This window comes from Streptomyces sp. WMMC940 (genome assembly GCF_027460265.1).
Lineage (GTDB): Bacteria > Actinomycetota > Actinomycetes > Streptomycetales > Streptomycetaceae > Streptomyces.
Genome location: NZ_JAPZBC010000001.1, coordinates 6,854,436 through 6,871,604, shown reverse-complemented (window position 1 = coordinate 6,871,604; position 17,169 = coordinate 6,854,436). Strand labels below are relative to the sequence as shown.

18 protein-coding genes are annotated in these 17,169 nt (G+C 73.5%); 5 read left to right on the top strand and 13 right to left on the bottom strand.

All coding sequences use genetic code 11. The features are described 5' to 3' along the window. Nucleotides 1-163: 163 nt before the first annotated feature. Entirely contained in the window at nucleotides 164-1,141 is a 978-nt protein-coding gene (locus O7595_RS30340) for an SAM-dependent methyltransferase (RefSeq protein ID WP_269731767.1), read from the bottom strand. Between the two features lie 388 nt (nucleotides 1,142-1,529). Next, a complete protein-coding gene (locus O7595_RS30335; protein ID WP_269731766.1) occupies nucleotides 1,530-1,712 on the bottom strand; it encodes a hypothetical protein in 183 nt (60 codons plus the stop codon). A 225-nt stretch (nucleotides 1,713-1,937) separates the two neighbouring features. Between O7595_RS30335 and O7595_RS30330 the strand changes: the two genes are divergently transcribed. Together O7595_RS30330 and O7595_RS30325 are read left to right on the top strand one after the other, a co-directional pair. Next, nucleotides 1,938-2,960: a zinc-dependent alcohol dehydrogenase family protein gene (locus tag O7595_RS30330; RefSeq protein WP_269731765.1), complete on the top strand. Its 1,023-nt coding sequence runs from the start codon at nucleotides 1,938-1,940 to the stop codon at nucleotides 2,958-2,960. Between the two features lie 85 nt (nucleotides 2,961-3,045). Continuing rightward, nucleotides 3,046-4,125 (top strand): NAD(P)/FAD-dependent oxidoreductase, encoded by a 1,080-nt coding sequence (locus O7595_RS30325; RefSeq protein ID WP_269731764.1) that lies wholly within the window; start codon nucleotides 3,046-3,048, stop codon nucleotides 4,123-4,125. 148 nt (nucleotides 4,126-4,273) lie between these two features. On the opposite strand, the gene O7595_RS30320 is transcribed toward O7595_RS30325, so the two are convergent. Next, the gene (locus tag O7595_RS30320; protein WP_269731763.1) at nucleotides 4,274-6,853 is read right to left on the bottom strand and encodes a SpoIIE family protein phosphatase; all 2,580 of its coding nucleotides are present in this window, start codon (nucleotides 6,851-6,853) and stop codon (nucleotides 4,274-4,276) included. A 232-nt stretch (nucleotides 6,854-7,085) separates the two neighbouring features. Between O7595_RS30320 and O7595_RS30315 the strand changes: the two genes are divergently transcribed. Further along, nucleotides 7,086-7,583: a peptidylprolyl isomerase gene (locus O7595_RS30315; RefSeq protein WP_269731762.1), complete on the top strand. Its 498-nt coding sequence runs from the start codon at nucleotides 7,086-7,088 to the stop codon at nucleotides 7,581-7,583. Nucleotides 7,584-7,922: 339 nt separating this feature from the next. Here O7595_RS30315 and O7595_RS30310 read toward each other — a convergent pair whose 3' ends face one another. Beyond that, a complete protein-coding gene (locus O7595_RS30310) occupies nucleotides 7,923-8,951 on the bottom strand; it encodes an NAD-dependent epimerase/dehydratase family protein (protein WP_269731761.1) in 1,029 nt (342 codons plus the stop codon). Between the two features lie 265 nt (nucleotides 8,952-9,216). On the opposite strand from O7595_RS30310, the gene O7595_RS30305 reads away from it, so the two are divergent. Beyond that, entirely contained in the window at nucleotides 9,217-9,567 is a 351-nt protein-coding gene (locus tag O7595_RS30305) for a WhiB family transcriptional regulator (RefSeq protein WP_269731760.1), read from the top strand. Between the two features lie 149 nt (nucleotides 9,568-9,716). Here the strand turns inward: O7595_RS30305 and O7595_RS30300 are convergent, their stop codons facing one another. The 9 genes from O7595_RS30300 to O7595_RS30260 all read right to left on the bottom strand — a co-directional run bounded on the left by O7595_RS30300 (nucleotide 9,717) and on the right by O7595_RS30260 (nucleotide 15,867). Further along, nucleotides 9,717-9,920, bottom strand: a complete 204-nt coding sequence (locus tag O7595_RS30300) for a CDGSH iron-sulfur domain-containing protein (protein WP_269731759.1) — start codon at nucleotides 9,918-9,920, stop codon at nucleotides 9,717-9,719. Then, on the bottom strand, nucleotides 9,901-10,536 hold the full coding sequence (locus O7595_RS30295) for a HemK2/MTQ2 family protein methyltransferase (protein ID WP_269732684.1): 636 nt from the start codon (nucleotides 10,534-10,536) through the stop codon (nucleotides 9,901-9,903). Before O7595_RS30295 ends, O7595_RS30300 begins: the two co-directional genes overlap by 20 nt. Nucleotides 10,537-10,557: 21 nt before the next feature. Beyond that, nucleotides 10,558-11,646 (bottom strand): iron-containing redox enzyme family protein, encoded by a 1,089-nt coding sequence (locus O7595_RS30290; RefSeq protein ID WP_269731758.1) that lies wholly within the window; start codon nucleotides 11,644-11,646, stop codon nucleotides 10,558-10,560. 186 nt (nucleotides 11,647-11,832) lie between these two features. Further along, nucleotides 11,833-12,294, bottom strand: a complete 462-nt coding sequence (locus O7595_RS30285) for an SRPBCC family protein (RefSeq protein WP_269731757.1) — start codon at nucleotides 12,292-12,294, stop codon at nucleotides 11,833-11,835. 106 nt (nucleotides 12,295-12,400) lie between these two features. Beyond that, nucleotides 12,401-12,781 (bottom strand): VOC family protein, encoded by a 381-nt coding sequence (locus O7595_RS30280; protein ID WP_269731756.1) that lies wholly within the window; start codon nucleotides 12,779-12,781, stop codon nucleotides 12,401-12,403. 118 nt (nucleotides 12,782-12,899) lie between these two features. Further along, nucleotides 12,900-13,706, bottom strand: coding sequence for a metallophosphoesterase family protein (locus O7595_RS30275; protein WP_269731755.1), 807 nt, complete (start codon nucleotides 13,704-13,706; stop codon nucleotides 12,900-12,902). Further along, nucleotides 13,703-13,966 (bottom strand): BON domain-containing protein, encoded by a 264-nt coding sequence (locus O7595_RS30270; protein WP_269731754.1) that lies wholly within the window; start codon nucleotides 13,964-13,966, stop codon nucleotides 13,703-13,705. The genes O7595_RS30275 and O7595_RS30270 overlap by 4 nt, the downstream gene beginning before the upstream one ends. Next, nucleotides 13,963-14,670 carry a nucleotidyltransferase family protein gene (locus tag O7595_RS30265; RefSeq protein WP_269731753.1) on the bottom strand — a complete coding sequence of 236 codons (708 nt, stop codon included), beginning with the start codon at nucleotides 14,668-14,670 and terminating at the stop codon, nucleotides 13,963-13,965. Before O7595_RS30265 ends, O7595_RS30270 begins: the two co-directional genes overlap by 4 nt. A gap of 369 nt (nucleotides 14,671-15,039) precedes the next feature. Beyond that, entirely contained in the window at nucleotides 15,040-15,867 is an 828-nt protein-coding gene (locus tag O7595_RS30260) for an Fpg/Nei family DNA glycosylase (RefSeq protein ID WP_269731752.1), read from the bottom strand. 479 nt (nucleotides 15,868-16,346) lie between these two features. Here O7595_RS30260 and O7595_RS30255 point away from each other — a divergent pair, with 479 nt between their 5' ends. Beyond that, entirely contained in the window at nucleotides 16,347-17,102 is a 756-nt protein-coding gene (locus O7595_RS30255) for a VOC family protein (RefSeq protein ID WP_269731751.1), read from the top strand. The last annotated feature ends 67 nt before the right edge of the window (nucleotides 17,103-17,169 follow it).

Here is a 17,169-nt window from a genome sequence, read left to right as displayed (position 1 = left end):
GATTCCCGGATGAGCGCCGTTCGCCCGGCACCGGTGCAGCCTTTTGGGTGCATTTTCTCAGGAATCACCCTATCCAAGGCACCGGAACCGGCAAACGATGGGGCCGGGTCGCCGTGCGGCGACCCGGCCCCGACATCGGACCGCACCGAGGGCCGTCCGAGGCTCAGACCTTCTCGAAGACCATCCGCAGCGCGGTGTAGCGGCGCTCGCGCAGGAACTTCAGCGCGGTGCGCTGCTCCCTGATGATGTCGGCGACCGCGTCCTCCCCGATGAGCTCGGCGCCCCTGGCCCGGTTGGCCTGCGCCCGCTCCAGCCAGCTGGCCACGGTCTTCACGCCGTCTTCGGGGTCGCTGCGCACCTCCGGGATCCGGAACAGGCCGCGGGCCGCCTCGGTGAGCTCGCCCCGGGTCGGGAGGAACACCTCGGGGAAGACCTTGCGGGAGGCGTGCATGCCCTCGCGGACGTTGTCGAAACCGTCCCGGACGTCCTTCAGAGCCGTTCGGACCCGACCGGCGCCGTTCCCCTCGTGCCCGGCGGGCCGGCGCGGCGGGAGCACCAGGGAGGTGAACCAGCCGCCGCCGTTCCAGGCGTTGGCCTGGAGGGAGACGCGCCCGCCGGGCCGCAGCCAGGTGTGACAGCGCTCGAAGAACGTGCGGTAACTGGCCACCCGCTTGCGCCGGAGCATGGTCGTGCCCGCGAAGTGCTCGATCGCCTCGATCGCGATGATCGCGTCGTACGGGGCGTCCGGCTCGTGGTCGAACCAGTTCTCGGCCAGGATCTCGCAGTTGGGCCAGCCCTTCTGGCGGACCCATGCCGCCTGGCCCGGGCTCATCGTGAGCCCGACGGCATGGCGCACGTCATGGTTCTCCACGAGCCGCTGCATGAGGCTGCCCCATCCGCAGCCGACGTCGAGGACTCGGCCGGCGCCCGTCGCCCGCGCCGCCGCCACATGGTGGTCCAGCTTGCGGAGCTGTGCCGATTCGAGCGTGTCGCCGTCCTCCCACATGCCGTAGGAGTAGACGAGTTCGGGGCCGAGCGTCAGCCGGTAGAACTCGCCCAGGAAGTCGTACTGATGAAGGATCGCCTCTGACGAGGTGCCCTTGTACGCGGACGTTCTTCTCGACCCGATCAACGCGATCACCTGCCTGCCTGTCGATTCGGCGGTATTCCGACGGCCGCGGGCGGGCGGCGGATCGGGAACGGCGGCAGCCGTTCGGAGGAGGTGTGCACGCGAGACGGTTCCCGGACGCCCGGGTCGCACCGGAGGACCGCGCTGCTCACGGCCGTCGACCCGTCGACGATCCGGACCGCGTTACGCGGAAGCGCACCTTCCGATCACATTAACCGTGTGCCGCCGAACCGGCACGCTGAGCGATCGAGCGAGGCCCGGACGAGGCGGCCGGAGGCGCGCGCCGGCCGGGCGCGCCTCCGCGCGGCAGCCGCGCCCCACCGCATCCGGCCGACCGCCCCGTGGGACGCCGCGGCGGGCGCTCCGGCCAGGGCCGGAGCGCCCGCCGCCACAAGGCCGTCTACGGCAGCCGGCTGCCGGTGGGCGCGCCTTCCCCGGCCTGTCGCCTGGTCCTGAGAACGTCCCCCGCACCACCGCGTGCACGGCGGCGCCCGGTCATCTCCGGCGCGACGTCCATGATCTCCCTGTCGAGCTCTTCCTCGGCCTTGGGAACGGGCTTCCCGTGCTGCCTGGCTCGCTTCATGGCGACCTCCTTCACTGCGTGAGGTTTCTGCGCCGTTGGCTACCCGGTCGGGGCGCCGTCATACGTACGCGCCACCGCCGAGTGGGATGCCACTAGGAATAGACCACAGAACCGTTGCCGCGGCCCGCCGGACGCCCTCACCCGTCCGGCGGCGCCGTCCGCCGATACGATGTGTGCTGTCCCGGCGGTACGGCAGGAGAGTTCCAGCGGTACGTCAGGAGAGCGATGGCGGCACTCCCGAGTTCCGGCACGACCCACGCCTGGGTGGTCGAGCGTCCCGCGCCGATCGCCGCGGGGCCGCTGCGCCGCGTCGAGCGCGAGATCCCCGCACCCGGTCCCGACGAGCTGTTGCTGCGCGTCCTCGCATGCGGTGTCTGCCGTACGGACCTGCATCTCGCCGAGGGCGACCTGCCACCCCGCCGGCCCCGCTGCACCCCGGGCCACGAGATCGTCGGCGAGGTGCTGGCGGCAGGTCCTTCCGCCGGCGGATTCGCACCCGGTGACCGGGTGGGCGCGGCCTGGCTGGCCGGGACGTGCGGACAGTGCCGCTGGTGCCGGGCCGGACGGGAGAACCTCTGCCCCGCCTCGCGCTACACCGGCTGGGACGTCCACGGGGGGTTCGCCGGGTGCACGGTCGTGGACGCGCGGTACGTGTACGGGCTGCCGGAGGGCCTGCCGGACGAGGACGCGGCTCCGCTGCTGTGCGCCGGGATCATCGGCTACCGGGCCCTGGATCGCGCCGAACTGCCGCAGGGCGGACGGCTCGGCGTCTACGGCTTCGGCGCCTCCGCCCATCTGACCGCCCAGCTCGCCGTGGCCCGGGGCGCCGAGGTCCATGTCGTCACCCGCTCACCGAAGGCGCGGCGGCTCGCGCTGGAGCTGGGTGCCGCGTCCGCCGGGCCCGACGTCCCTCCGTGCCCCCTGGACTCCGCGATCCTGTTCGCACCCGCCGGAGTCCTGGTACCGAAGGCGCTCGAGGCCCTGGACCGGGGCGGGACCCTGGCGATCGCCGGCATCCACCTGACCGACGTGCCGCCGCTCGACTACGAGCGGCACCTGTTCCAGGAGCGCACCGTGCGCAGCGTCGCCGCCAACACCCGGGACGACGGCCGGGCCTTCCTCGCCGAGGCCGCGCGGGTGCGCCCCACCGTGCGGGCCGTGCGCTACCCGATGCGGCAGGCGGACCGGGCGCTGGCGGACCTGGCGGCCGGGAACGTCACGGGCGTGGCCGTGCTCGTACCGCCGTGAGGCAGACGGACCACGACAGCGGGACCCTTTGCCGAAACGGCAAGAAACATTGCCTAGCTGTCCGGAACGGTCGCAGGGTGGCGCCATGAACGAGACGAACGAGCGGGATCTCGCGGAACTGGACGTCGTGGTCGTGGGGGGCGGCGCCGCCGGGCTGTCCGCCGCGCTGACCCTGGCGCGGGCCAGGAGAACCGTGCTGGTGATCGACTCCGGGGAGCCGCGCAACGCCCCCGCCGCCGGCGTCCACGGCCTCCTCGGCCGGGAGGGGATGTCCCCGGGCGAGCTGGTCCGGACCGGGCGGGAGGAGGTCGGCCGGTACGGCGGGATGATCGTGCCGGACACGGTGACGGGCATCCGCCGGGACGGTGGCCGCTTCGTCGTGGGGACCGCGGGCGGCCGCAGCCACCGGGCGCGGCACCTGCTGGTGGCCTCCGGTCTGGTCGACGAACTGCCGGGCGTTCCGGGCCTGCGCGAGCGCTGGGGCCGGGATGTGCTGCACTGCCCGTACTGCCACGGCTGGGAGGTGCGGGACGAGCCGATCGGGGTGCTCGCGAGCGGTCCCGCGGCGATGCACCAGGCACTGCTGTTCCGGCAGTGGACGCCGGACGTGACCCTCTTCCTCCACACCGCGGACGACCCGGCCGAAGAGCAGTGGGAGCAGTTGGCGGCGAGGGGCATCGCCGTGGTCGACGGCGAGGTGACCGGTCTCGCGGTCGAGGACGACCGGCTCTGCGGGGTGCGACTGGCATCGGGCCGGCAGGTGCCGGTGCGGGCACTGGCGGTGGGCCCGAGATTCACGGCACGCGGGGATCTGCTCGCCGGACTCGGCGTGACGACCGCCGAACACCCCATGGGCGTGGGCCGTTATGTGGAGTCCGACGCACGGGGGGCTACGGGGGCCGAGGGGGTGTGGGTGGCGGGCAACGTCACCGACCTCACGGCGAGCGTCGCCGTGGCGGCGGCGTCCGGAGCCCAGGCGGCCATGGCGATCAACGCCGAACTCGTGGCCGCCGACACCGCCGCGGCGGTCGCGGCCCGCCGCTCGGCGGCCCGCGCCCCGGAGGCGTTCGGCACGGCGGCCGAGGCGGCGGCCTCCGAGCGCGTCCTCGGGAAACGCCGTCACGGGCTATCCCTGCTCGACGAGGATCGCGGCTCAGCGGGGTGAGGCGGCCCGGCGGTGCGGTGCAGGGCGGGACGGACCGGCCGGGTGCGGGGCGAAGCACCCGGAGCCGGTGCGACGAGGATCGGCAGGACGCGCACGGACACCGCCCCCGGGCAGGTGCGGGGGCAGCCCGACGCGTGGGGGGCGGCGGTCAGGGGCGGGCCGGCACCGGGTCGTCCGGGAGGCAGGTCGAGTCGCCGACGCCGACGCCGGCGCCGGGGAGCGGACGCGAGGGTGCCGGGAGGGCCTGCTCGGTCCAAATGGCCTTGCCGTCCTGGCCGTACCGCGTGCCCCAGCGCTGGACGAGCTGGGCGACGATGAACAGCCCGCGCCCACCCTCGTCGTCGTCGGCACTGTGGCGGAGGTGGGGGGCGGTGTGGCCGGCGTCCGCCACCTCGCACACCAGGGTGCGGTCGTGGATGAGCCTCAGGTGCAGCGGCCCTTCGGCGTATCTGACCGCGTTCGTGACCAGCTCGCTCGCGATCAGCTCGGTGGTGAAGACCAGTTCGTCCAGCCCCCAGGACCGCAGCCGGTGCGCGACGAGCTCGCGCGCGCGACCCGCGGCGACGGGTTCCGCCGGCAGGCTCCAGACGGCCACCCTGCGGTCGTCCAGCTCCCGGGTCCGTACCAGCAGCAGCGCGGTGTCGTCGTTGGTGGTGCCGTCGGGCAGCAGTTCGGAGATGGCCCGGTCGCACAGGTCCTCCAGGGAGTCCGCGGGATCCGCGCCCCCGGCGAGTACCCGCGCCAGGGTCTCCAGCCCCTTGTCGATGTCCCGGTCGCGGGCCTCGACCAGGCCGTCCGTGAAGAGCGCCAGCAGACTGCCGACGGACAGCTCGATCTCCAGGCACTCGAAGGGCAGCCCGCCCAGCCCCAGCGGGGGTCCGGCCGGCAGGTCGGGGAAGGTGACGCGCCCCCCGGGTTCGACGACCGCCGGCGGCAGGTGCCCGGCGCGCGCCATGGTGCACCGTCGCGACACGGGGTCGTAGACGGCGTACAGGCAGGTGGCACCGGCCGCGACGTCGTCGTCGCCGGTGAGCGTGCCGAGGGCGTCGGCGCTGTCCTGGGCCGACTGCCCGACGAGGTCGTCGAGTCGTTTGAGGAGTTCGTCGGGCGGCAGGTCCAGGGGCGCCAGCGCCCGTACGGTCGTGCGCAGCCGCCCCATGGTGGCCGCCGCGTGCAGGCCGTGGCCCACCACGTCGCCGACGACGAGCCCGACGCGCGTCCCGGACAGCGGGATGACGTCGAACCAGTCGCCGCCGACCCCGCTGAGGTCGTCCGTGGGCAGATAGCGGTACGCCAGGTCGACGGCCGAGTTCGACGGGAGGTGCTGGGGCAGGAGCTGCCGCTGGAGGGCCAGCGCCGACTCCCTCTCCCGGGTGTAGCGGCGGGCGTTGTCGACGGACACCGCGGCGCGGGCGACGAGTTCGTCCGCCACGGCGACCGCCCCGCGGTCGAAGAAGCTCCGCCGGCCGTCGCGCACGAACGTGGCGAGCCCCAGCACACCGCCTCCGGCACGCAGGGGAACGACCAGGGTGTCGTCCTCCAGTACGAGCCCGCCGGAGGCGAGGCTGCGGTGCTGGGGCGAGCCCTCCCGGTACGTCACCGGCCGCGGGAGGCCGCTCCGTTCCCCCGGAGCGCCACCGGCCCGCCCGTCGACGGTGGCGTGGGCGGAGGGCCCGGGCCCCGGGGCCCGGGAATCCGGAGCCCCCGCCGGACGAGAGGCGGCGCGCAGCAGATCCGTCGCCCTGGTTCCCGCACCGCCCGGCACCTCGCCCTCCAGGACCGCGGGGGCCAGGTCCACCTCCACGCGGTCGGCGAACTCCGGCACGGCCACCGCGGCGAGTTCGCCGGCCGTGACGAGCACGTCCAGGGTCGTTCCGACGCTGCGGCCCGCCTCGACCAGCAGGTTCACCTGGCGCTGCGCCTCGTAGCGGTCGGAGATGTCGAAGGCGTCCTCGCACACGCCGAACACATGGCCGTTCGCGTCCTGCAGCCGGTAGTAGGAGCAGGACCAGAGGTGTTCCTGGCCCGGATCGCTGGGCTGCTCCGCGCGGAAGTGCAGGTCGAGGAACGGCTCCCCGGTGTCCAGCACCTGACGCATGACCGCGTGGAGCGTCTCCGGGTACCCCGGGGTGACGAACCTGCCCCTGGGGTAGAGGTCTTCGGCGAGTTCGCCTCGGGTCTCGGCGAGCGGGCGCCCGATCTCCCGCTCCGAGGCGGCGTTGCACCAGACGAGCCGGAGATCGACGTCGTAAATCGCGAACCCCAGGGGCGACTCGGTGGCCAGCCCCTGGAGCATGGCGAGGCGGGACTCCCATTCCCTGAGCCGTTCCCGGTCGGCCACCACGACGACGCGCTCCGCCTGACCCGTCCCGGAGAGCAGGCAGACGGCGGTCACGAGCCGCATCCGGTGGCCGTCCCGGTGGACGGCGGCGTGCACGTCGTGCTCGGGGAAGGGAGGGATCAGGGGGCTGCCACCCGGGCCGGCGGCCCGGCCGGCTGCCGCCCGGCGTTCCGGTGCGGCGCCGGGACCGGGTGTGCCGTCGGGCTCCAGGATCACGGCGACGGGCCGTCCGATGATCTCGTCGGTCCGGTAGCCGAGGAGCTCCTGCGCCGCGTGGCTCCAGCCGATGACGACGTCGCGCTCGTCGAGCACGAACGTGGCGGCGCTCGTGACGTCGAGCGGTCCGCGGAAGTCGGCGTCCTCGGTCGACTTTCTCGCGTTGTTCATGACGCCCTCACCGGCCGGCTTCGTCAGGTCCAGAATCCGCCTGATGCTGACCCTGCGCAACCGATCGGACCGGATGCGCGGCCGGCACCTCCGTACATGGCTCCGAGGGCGTACGAACGGGTGAACGGGGTGGTGGTGACGGACCGCTACGAGACACGCCCGGTGCGGACACGCCCCAGGTCGGAGGGGTCTGGTGTGAACTCCCCCGGGCACGGATGACAGCATGGACCCCATGAGCAACGACGTTTTCTTCGACATCACCATCAACGACGAGCCCGCCGGGCGGATCGTCTTCACGCTGTTCGACGACGTGGTCCCCAAGACCGCGCGCAACTTCCGTGAGCTCGCCACCGGCGAGCACGGCTTCGGCTACGAGGGCTCCGGCTTCCACCGCGTCATCCCCGACTTCATGCTCCAGGGCGGTGACTTCACGGCCGGCAACGGCACGGGCGGCAAGAGCATCTACGGCGAGAAGTTCGCCGACGAGAACTTCCAGATCAAGCACACCAAGCCCGGTCAGCTGTCCATGGCCAACGCGGGCCCGAACACCAACGGCTCGCAGTTCTTCATCACGACCATCGTCACCGACTGGCTGGACAACAAGCACGTCGTGTTCGGCGAGGTCGTCGAGGGCATGGACGTCGTCAAGCGGATCGAGTCCCTGGGATCGCGCAACGGCGCCACCCAGGCGAAGATCACCATCGCCAAGTCGGGCGTCGTCGAGGGCTGAGCCCCGGCCGAAGCCCTCCCGGCCCCGGTAGCGGTCACCGACCCGCCGGGGCGGGGTGGCGGCGCGCGCCTCGTCCGCCGACCGCCCCCGCACGGGCGCCGAGGTGATCGCCGTGCGAGCAGCCGCGGTTCGTCCTCCTGATGCCGGGCGGCCACCGGAGCACCGGTTCCCGGTGGAACTCGCCGCGGACGCCCCCCGCCGGGACGATCCGGGCGCGGAGCCGGCCGAACCGAACGCCGCGGGCGGCGTGTTGCGGGCCGGGGCAGCGGGCGTGCCGCGGGCGGCCAGGGGCACGGCGGGAGCGACGACCGGCGGGACGGCCCAGGCGCGCTCCCTGCCTCACGCCGCCAGTGGGGCGGTGTCCATCCCGGCCTGAGCGTGCAGGCCGTCGAGGAATTCCCGTACCGCCTCGACGGCCGTGTGGCGCGGCGTCCAGCCGAGTTCGTCCCGGGCACGCGAACAGTCCATCAGCGGCAGCCGCAGTACCGCGTCGAAAAGATCGGGCGAAGCGGGCACCAGGCGCAGCCGCCAGGCCGCGGACAGCGCGGCCCGCACCGGCGGGAGCGGAAGCCGCAGCGGTCGTGCCTCCAGGATCCGCGCGAGTCCGGCCGCGTCCAGAGGCGGGGCCGCGGCGAGGTTGAATGCGCCCCGGACCGGCCGGACGACGGCCTCCCGGTACGCGGCCGCCGCGTCGTCGGTGTGCAGCGCCTGGAACGTCAGCCCTGGCAGATCGGGTACGGCGGGCACGAGCGACGGGCGGACGAGATGCGCGGGCAGGAGACGGCCCGCGAACAGCCGGCGCTGCTGGGAGGCGGACTCGCGCTTGAACAGGAACCCCGGGCGCATCCGCACGACCCGCGTCGCGGGATTCCGGTGTTCGTAGGCGTCGAGGTAGCGCTCCAGGTACGCCTTCTCGCGGCAGTACGCCGCCTGGGGCCAGCCGTGGGTGGGCCAGCTCTCGTCCACCGCATTGGTCTTGGGACCCGGTGAGTAGGCCCCGACCGATGAGGCGTGGACCAACGCGGGCACGCCGGCAGCGGCCGCCGCCTCGAAGACGCGGATGGCGCCGAGCACGTTGGTCCGCCAGGTCGTCACGGGATCGTGGGTGGGCTGGAACTTCCAGGCCAGATGAATGACGGCGTCGGCTCCGGTGAGGAGCGGCACGAGGTCGGCGCCGCCGGGGTCGATGTCGGCGGCCGCCCAGGTGGTGCGGTCCGGCCGCCAGGAGGGGATCCGGCGGGCCAGTCCGACGAGCGAGGCCACGCCCGGATGCCCGGAGAGTGCCTCCACCACGCTCGTCCCGGCGTTGCCGGTGGCCCCGACGACCACCACGCGCAGTCCGGTCCCGTCGGGGGTCGTCCCGTTCATCTCTGCCGCCTTTCAGCGGAGGGCCGCTTGCATCCGTGCGCGTACCCGCCAGGGCGTCCGGTATACCCGGCTTCGCACCTGTTCCGGCCAGGCGAGTACCGGATCGGCGACGAGGGGCGGGAGGACCCCGGCGGACCGGCAAGGACCGGCGGAGGGCGTCGGTCGAGGACGGGGAGGGCGCTTGCCGTACGGGCATGCGCTGCCGTCCGCTTGGCGCGACGGGCGCGGGGTACCCGGGGACGACACCCGAGGGAGAGGACGTCCGATGACGGATGTGTCGCGCCTGCCCGGCGCAGCGAACCACCACTGGGACTGGCAACTGCGCGCCGCCTGCCGGGGCGCGGACAGCAGCCTGTTCTTCCATCCGCCCAACGAGCGCGGTGACGCCCGGGACGAGCGGGAGAAGAAGGCCAAGCGCGTGTGCGGCCGGTGTCCGGTACGCAGGTCCTGTCTGCGCCACGCCCTGGAGACCCGTGAGCGGTTCGGCGTATGGGGCGGACTCGGCGAGCGCGAGCTCCGGACGCTGCTCGGGCCCGCCAGGGGCGAGCGGGAGGAGCGCGGCCGGCGGGAGGCCGAGCGGGGCGACCGGGACAGGGTGTGCCGCCCGGCCGCCTGAGGAAGCGGGCGGAGCCTCCGGTCCGTCCGTCCGGGCATCCGCGCCCGGCCTTCACGACGGCCGGGCACCCGGCCATCCGGAGTCGGGGCGTCCGGTCACCGCGCGCGCGCTGCCCCGTCCGGGCGCGCGTGGTGACCGGACGCCCCGACTCAGTCGCGTGCGCGGCGCCGGTGACTGGTGTCGCACCAGGGGAAGCGAAGGCTTCTCCGGCAGGTGCACAGGGCGACGCAGAAGCGGTCCGAGGAAACCACGGTTCCGTCCTCGAGGACGATCTCTACCGGACCCTCGACGAGCACCGGCCCGTCGGTCCGAGCGGTGATGCGGCGCGGCTTCTCACCGCGTTCGTTCGGCACGGATGACCACCAGTTCCTCCCTCTGACCGCCCGGGCTCAGCAGGCCCCGGCGGCACAGCCACACCCGCCTCGACCGCAGGACGGGCCCCAGAGCCACCTGACGTCGCTCGGTGACCTCCGTCCTCAGCCCGGCCGACCGCAACCGGGCCAGCGTGGCCCGCTCACCGCTCAGCGCCGAGTGCACGAGGAGCAGCACCCCGCCCGGCCGCAGCAGCCCGGGCACCTCACCGCAGATCCGGTCCAGCACCAGCCGTCCGTCGCGTCCGGCGTCCCAGGCGCGCGCCGCACCCCGGCCGGGCGGGCCGGGGCTGGGCACGTACGGCGGGTTGGCGACGACGAGGTCGAAGGCGCAGCCCTCGACGGGGGCGGTGAGATCGCCACGCAGTACCCGCACCGGCGTCCGGGCCAGCAGTGCGTTGAGCCGAGCCGTCCACACCGCCGACCGGGAGATGTCCACGGCGGTGACGCGGGCGCCGCGTCTGGCCGCCGCCACGGCCAGGACGCCCGTCCCGGTGCCCACGTCGAGAACCCTGGCCCTCGGCGGCAGCACCTCCCGCCGGAGGGCCCCGGCGAGGAGGACGGTGTCGTCCTGCGGGGCGTACACCCCCGGCAACATGATGAGCGTCACATACAACGCTTACCCTGACATATCAGCCCAATCATCCGTGCCCGCTGGTCCGCCCGCACGGGTCGCCCGCATTCGGGCCCCGGTATCCGACCGGGCGGGCAGGCCCCTGCCCCTCAGCGAGGTCCGACCGTCCCGCCAGGCGGCGAGCACATGCCGCTCGAGGCGCTCGTCGAGATGGACGGTGGCGTCGACACCGAACGCCACATCGGCCTCCAGCGAGGGCTCCTCGTCGAGAAGACCGGCGATGACCTCGCGCCGCACGACCTGCTCGTGGACGGCGTCCGCCTCGACGTGCTCGTCGTAGAAGAACTCGGCCGCGGGGCCGGCCCCGGCGCGGCGCATCGCCCCGGCCATCCGCCGCGACGCCGGTGAGGACGTGATCTCGACGGTCGCGAAGTGCCCGACCAGACAGCCTCGCAGCGCGCGGTGCAGCCCGAACAGGGACATGACGTTCACCGTCGCCAGCATCGGCGCGGGCGCCGAGTCGACATAGCGGCCGTACGTGGTGTCCAGCCCCAGGTCCTCCATGAGGGCGGCGAAGAGTCGGGCGTGGATCCGGTCCGCCCGACCGCCGCCGTACTCGTCGAACTCCACGGCGGCCATCCCCGCCTTGGCCCGACCCCACAGCCTCGGCAGCACCCAGGCGTGCGGGTCGGCCTCCTTGAGGTGGTACAGGGACCGCTGGGCCGCGAGCTCCCTCAGCTGCCACAGTTCTCCCTCGTGCCACAGATGGTGCGATATCGAGGCGCCCCGGACCGGCTCGACCAGGAGCCCCGCCACGGCCTCGTCAACGGTCTCGTGGCGGGTGGCGTCCCTCCGCAGGGCCGCCAGGAAACGGTCCTCCAGAGCGCGCCGCACCCCGAGCAGGCCCGGATCCCACTCCAGGGCCGGATCCACCCCGGAGAAGCCGCGGTAGTGGAGCTCGTAGCAGAGGTAGAGGGCGAGCTGAAGATCGTCGCCGTACGGGTCCGTCCCGGCGGCGACCGCGACCGCGGGAAGCGGCGTTCCCTCGGTGAGGCGGCCGATGACCGCCTCGGAGAGCGCGCCCCGCGGCTTCGGCAGCGCCGGCGCCCGAAGGTCGGCCGCTGTGTCACTCATGCCTCACGTGTACCCACTGTGCCCCTCTTTGCTCCTCGGTCGGTGGAAGGGGGCGGGCCACGCCGTTTCCCATCGGGCAGCCGGCGCCTCCGGACGACCGGTCCGCGGCTCCGCCGGCACGATGCGGCGTCCGCGGGCGGAGGGGAGATCCGGAGTCCCGACCGGGGCGAGGGCGGTGGGAGCGGATCAGGTGGTGGGACGGATGCGTCCGCGCCAGGCCCCGGACTCGTCACCCCGGCCCTCGACGAAGTCCTTGAAACGCCGCATGTCGGCCTTCACCCGCCGGTCGATCAGTCCGGCCATGGCCGCGGCCCTCTCGGCGGCTCCGGTGGGTTCGACATCCATCACCAGCTCCACACGGGTGCGCGTGTCGTCCAGGCGCTGGAAGGCGACCGTACCCTTCTGCCTGGTGTCACCGCCGGTGGTGCGCCAGGTGATGCGCTCGTCCGGGAGCTGGTCGACGATCTCGGTGTCGAACTCCCGGTGGACGCCGCCGATCCTGGTGGTCCAGTGGTTGTGGCGGTCGTCGAGCTGCTTCACCTCCTCGACGCCCTCCATGAAGTTCGGGAACTCCTCGAACTGCGTCCACTGGTTGTACGCGGTGCTGACGGGGACGTCGACCTCGACGGATTCCCTGATCGTGCTCATGACAGCGACTCCTCTCGTCCGCGGCCGTGCGGGCGACGCCCGCCGCACGAACGGGCACGCCCCGCGCGTACCCACTACCGGCGGAGCCACCACCTCCGGGCACCGGCTACCCGCGGGCCCGCAGCAGGAAGGAGTGGCCTGCCGGGTCGGACAGCAACCGGGCCTCGCGCGGGGTCCCCCGGTCGGTCACGTCCATCGGGGTCGCCCCGAGGCTCACGGCCTCGCGCTCCGCCTCGTCCAGGTCCCCCCTGGGCAGCAGGACCAGCAGATGGGCCTGCTGGGCGTCCTCCGGACGGGGCCAGCTCGGGGGCGCGAGTCCATGGTCGCGCTGGAAGCCCAGTACGGAACCGTCCTGGCCGACGACCTCGATGAGATCGGAGTCGGACGTCCTTCGCACCTCGGCGCCGAGCAGCGCCGCGTAGAACTCGGCGAGCGCCTCCGGCTCGGCGCAGTCGAGGGCTAGCATCGCCGTCTTGGGAACCGCCATGTCCCCTCCCCTTCGGCATGACTTCACGGATGGGTACGGCGGGTACCCCCCATCCCAACCCTCAGTCATGTCAGGGGAGTCGGTACCCGGAGCGGGCCGGGGTCGGGGTTGTTCACCGTCATGTCCGGCTACTGCCCGGCTGCTTCCGGTCCACGGGGGTGGTCCGGGGATCGGTTGATCGGTGGACACACCCGGACCGTTGAGGTACGCGGAGGTCGTAGACGGCGAACGCGCGCCCGATCACGGGCTGCGCCACATTGCGCACCCGCACGCCGCCGTCGGTCATGCCGTGTTCCACGCCGAGGTGCGCATGGCCGTGCACGGCCAGGTCCGCGCCCCCCTCATCGACGGCCTCGGCCAGCAGATAGCTGCCGAGGAACGGATAGATCTCGGGCGGCTCGCCGGCGAGGGTGTCGGGGACGGGCGAGAAGTGCGTCAGGGCGATGCGCACATCGCTGCCCTCCGCGGCCAGAGCCTCCAGCGAGCGGCGCAGGTTCGTCGCGCAGCGCCGGGTGTAGCGGACGAACTCCTTCATCAGCGGTTCGCCGAACTCTCCCGCGCTGCGGCCCGCGTAGCCGCCGCAGAAGCCCTTCGTACCGGCGACGCCGACCTTCGTGCCGTCGATGTCGAGCACGGCCGAATCGCCCTCCAGGACGGTGACCCCGGCGTCCCCGAGCACGGCCGTGATCTCCGCCTCCTGATCGCCGTGGTAGTCGTGGTTGCCGAGGACGCCCACGACCGGCACGGGCAACCCCGCCACTTCTCCGGCGACGACCTCGGCCTCGGCCACGGTGCCGTGGCGGGTGAGGTCACCCGCGAGCAGGAAGACGTCCGCGCGGTCGCGGAGGGTGTCGAAGGCCGGGCGAAGCCTGCCCCGGCCGTCCTCGCCGAGATGGATGTCGCCGACGGCCGCGATGCGGATCATGGCAGCTCCTCGTGGACGTCGGGCGCGGCGGTGGAGGCGACCACGAGGTCGGACCGGACGGGGGTGTCGTCGCCCAGTTCGTCCCGCACGGTGCGCAGGATCCCGTCGCGCTGTTCCGGCGAGGACACGGTGCCGGTGAGCAGCACGGCGCCGCCGCGTTCCTCGACGCGGACGCCCAGTTCGGCGGTGTCGTCCCCGGCCAGGCGTTCGCGGATCCGTGCGACGCGGTAGGCACCCTCGCCGGTGTCGGTGTGCTTCACGGCCCGGCCTCCCTCGGTTCCCGTGGTTCGATGACGCCGAGACGTTCCAGCAGGTAGAGGAACGCGTCCGGCAGCGGATTCCGCTGGTGCTCCTCCCGCAGGGCGTCCCAGTCGATGAGCTCCCGCAGGGTGCGTGCGACGGTCAGCAGCGGCGCGAAGTCGCAGTGGTGCTCGGACAGGGCCGCGAGCAGGCTGCTGAGCAGGTCGTACGGGGCCAGGACCGGCATCCGCACCGAGTCGACGGCCAGCACGGGCGCGCGTTCCAGCATGGCGTCGGTCACCGGCCCGCCTGCCAGATGGAAGATCAGATCGATGTCCTCATCGCCCGATCTGGCCTTGACCAGCCAGTCCTCCGGGGCGGGGACGATTTCCACGCCGCCGTCCCGCAGCGCCTGGACCACCCCGTCGACGTCCTCGCTCCGGATGCAGAAGTCCGTGTCGTGCTGGAAGCCCGCCGGCACTCCGTGGGCGTGCGCGGCGACGCTTCCGGCCAGCGCGAAGGGATGCCCGGACGCCTTCAGTAGTGCGGCCACGTGCTTCGTCGTCTCCAGGATGGCCTGGGTGTGGTCCTGCGGCAGCGATGCCGCCCGGCCGGAAGGCGGCCCGGCGGCACCCGGGGCACGGCCACCCGGCGGGGCGTCGCCGCTACCGGCGACGTGCAGCCGACGGCCGTCGCTCCGGTTCCCCGTCGGGGCCTGGTCCATGTCGGTTCTCCGTCCTGCGGTGCTCCGTCGACCCCGGTCCTGCGCCGGACCTGTGCCTCCTGAGCGAGCCGTGCCTCGTCATCCGCCGCCTCCGGCCGCCCTCTGTCGACCCTCGACGTCCGTCGGGCCCCCGGTGGTCCGTGCGCCCCAGTCGTTCGACGGCCCGGTCGTCATGCCGTTCCACAGCCCTGGCCTTCGTGATCCCTCGTCGCGCTCCACCGCACCGGCCCCTGCCCGGGCGGAGCCGGGCCCGGGGGCCGGTACGGTCCGAGGCCCATGCCGCGGCTCGCCGGGCGCACGGGACGCCGCCCCAGGGGCGGAGTCGTCCTCCGGCAGCGGCCGCGCCGACCGTTTCGCCATGCAGCGCGCCTACCCGCCTTTTGCGGGATGAACATCGCGTTCCGCGCGACGGGAGCGGCTCTGGCAGTGCGGGCACCACAGGGTGCGGCGGCCGGAGAGGCGGCGGGAGCGCAGTGGTCCGTCGCAGCGCGGGCACCGGGGTTCGGAGTCCTCCCGCCGGCCGGTCAGCCAGGTACGCCTGGGAGGCACGCGTGCGGCGCGCACGGACGACGCGAGGACCCTGCGCATCGCCGTGTACAGGCCGCGGGTCTCCGCGTCGCTCAGCTCTCGGGCGGCCCTGTCCGGGGCCACTCCTGCTCGCCACAGGATCTCGTCGCTGAGCAGATTGCCCAGACCCGCGAGGACGGACTGGTCCATCAGCACGTTCTTCACGGCGCCCCGCCGCCCGCCGAGCAGCTCGTGGAACTCCTCACGGGAGACGGACAGGGCGTCGGGACCGAGGTCGGCGAGGATGCACGTGACTGCCCGCTCGCTCCCGGCGAGCTGGACGCCCTGGAGCTTGCGCTGGTCGCGATAGCGCAACTGCCGGTCGTCCTCGAGCGTGAGCACGACTCGGTCGTGCGGACCGAGCGGCTCGTCCGAGGCGGCGCAGACCAGGGCTCCCGTCATGCCGAAGTGCCAGACGAGAGCGGGCCCGTCGTCCGTGGGAGCGATCAGCCACTTGCCGCGGCGCCGGGGCTCCCCGAACCGCTGCCCCTCGACCTCCCGCCGCAGCCGACGCACCGTGACCCCGCGCAGAACCGCGGGGTCGCGCACCACGATGCTCGTCACCCTGCGGCCACGGCCGCAGGAGCTCAGCACCTCACGGAAGCCCTCGACGTCCGGCAGCTCGGGCATTCCCACCTCCGGAGGATCGATCCCGCCTCCGATCCGGCTCCTCGAACCGGTCTTCGGTCCGGGCCCCGGTTCTGGGACCCGGCTCCGTGCCGTTGTCCCGGGACGTCTCCGGGACGTCGGCTCCGGGACTCCCCGGCGGGACGTTCCCCGGGGCTCCACGTACCCGAGCCTCCGGGCGTCCGCGGCGGGGCGCGGCTCATGAGGCCGGGTACCCGTCCCCGTGCGCCCCACGCGCCCGGCGTCGAAGGGGCCGGCCGGTACCCGGCACACCGCGCCCGCCCCGTTGCGCGGCGGCCGGGCCCCTCACGGACGGGCGCGACCCGGACACTCGGGGTGACGCGACCCGGCGGGGACCGGACGAGCGGAGTAGCGTGAGAATTCCAGTCTCGCGTGTCCGGACTCGCGCGAGGTGGAGATGGGCGGCTGTCGTGTCTACGTCAAGTCATGCGCTGTTCGGCGCTCCGTGCTGGGTGAGCCTCATGGCTCGTGACCTGCCTGCGGCGGAGGAGTTCTACGCGAAGGTGCTCGGGTGGGCGTTCCGTCCCACCCGACTGGGCGAGGAGTTCTCCGTCGGCTTCCTCGACGGCACTCCGGTCGCCGGTATCGGGGCGCTCGCGGAGAGCCTCGCGGTCGCCGTGGCGTGGACACCGTACTTCGCGGTGGACGACGCGGACGCGACCGCGTCCCGTATACACGAGCGCAGTGCCACGGTGGCCGTGGGCCCGCTCAGCTTCGGCACCGGCCGGGCTGCGCTGGCCGCGGACCGCGACGGCGCCGTGTTCGGCATCTGGCAGGGCAAGGCCATCCCCGACTGGAGCATGGGGACCGACAAGGCCCCCGCCTGGCTGGAGCTGCGCACCCGCGACGCCTTCGAAGCGGCGATCTTCTACGCCGAGGTGCTGGACTGGGCCTGCGCACAGCCGGGTTGCTGCCAGGTCGCCTACGAGGAAGACCACGTCGTCCTCCGCCACCAGGGGGACGTGGTCGCCCGGATCACCGGCGGGGCGGCCGGCGAGGCTCCCGACCCGCACATCCGCCCCCGCTGGCACGTGTACTTCTACGTGCCCGACGTGGACTCCGCCGTCCGTACGGCAGTCGGCCTCGGCGGCCGGGTCGCCGCACCGGCCCGAGCGGCCGGGGCGGAGGACTGGGTCACCCTCGTCGACCCCGACGGCGGCCTGTTCACCGTCACGTCGAACGATCCGGTGCCGGCGGCGGCTTCTTCCCCGCGCTGAGTCCTGCGTCCTGCGTCCTGCGTCCTCGGTCCGGCGGACGGGGCCGGGGGCCGAGAGATGCGGGCGC

Coding starts and splice junctions, on each gene's coding strand:
- O7595_RS30265 (WP_269731753.1), bottom strand. CDS start 14,670: ATGGACCAGGCCCCGACGGGGAACCGGAGCGACGGCCGTCGGCTGCAC.
- O7595_RS30275 (WP_269731755.1), bottom strand. CDS start 13,706: ATGATCCGCATCGCGGCCGTCGGCGACATCCATCTCGGCGAGGACGGC.
- O7595_RS30335 (WP_269731766.1), bottom strand. CDS start 1,712: ATGAAGCGAGCCAGGCAGCACGGGAAGCCCGTTCCCAAGGCCGAGGAA.
- O7595_RS30330 (WP_269731765.1), top strand. CDS start 1,938: ATGGCGGCACTCCCGAGTTCCGGCACGACCCACGCCTGGGTGGTCGAG.
- O7595_RS30255 (WP_269731751.1), top strand. CDS start 16,347: ATGGCTCGTGACCTGCCTGCGGCGGAGGAGTTCTACGCGAAGGTGCTC.
- O7595_RS30325 (WP_269731764.1), top strand. CDS start 3,046: ATGAACGAGACGAACGAGCGGGATCTCGCGGAACTGGACGTCGTGGTC.
- O7595_RS30320 (WP_269731763.1), bottom strand. CDS start 6,853: ATGAACAACGCGAGAAAGTCGACCGAGGACGCCGACTTCCGCGGACCG.
- O7595_RS30310 (WP_269731761.1), bottom strand. CDS start 8,951: ATGAACGGGACGACCCCCGACGGGACCGGACTGCGCGTGGTGGTCGTC.
- O7595_RS30285 (WP_269731757.1), bottom strand. CDS start 12,294: ATGAGCACGATCAGGGAATCCGTCGAGGTCGACGTCCCCGTCAGCACC.
- O7595_RS30305 (WP_269731760.1), top strand. CDS start 9,217: ATGACGGATGTGTCGCGCCTGCCCGGCGCAGCGAACCACCACTGGGAC.
- O7595_RS30290 (WP_269731758.1), bottom strand. CDS start 11,646: ATGAGTGACACAGCGGCCGACCTTCGGGCGCCGGCGCTGCCGAAGCCG.
- O7595_RS30315 (WP_269731762.1), top strand. CDS start 7,086: ATGAGCAACGACGTTTTCTTCGACATCACCATCAACGACGAGCCCGCC.
- O7595_RS30295 (WP_269732684.1), bottom strand. CDS start 10,536: ATGTTGCCGGGGGTGTACGCCCCGCAGGACGACACCGTCCTCCTCGCC.
- O7595_RS30280 (WP_269731756.1), bottom strand. CDS start 12,781: ATGGCGGTTCCCAAGACGGCGATGCTAGCCCTCGACTGCGCCGAGCCG.
- O7595_RS30260 (WP_269731752.1), bottom strand. CDS start 15,867: ATGCCCGAGCTGCCGGACGTCGAGGGCTTCCGTGAGGTGCTGAGCTCC.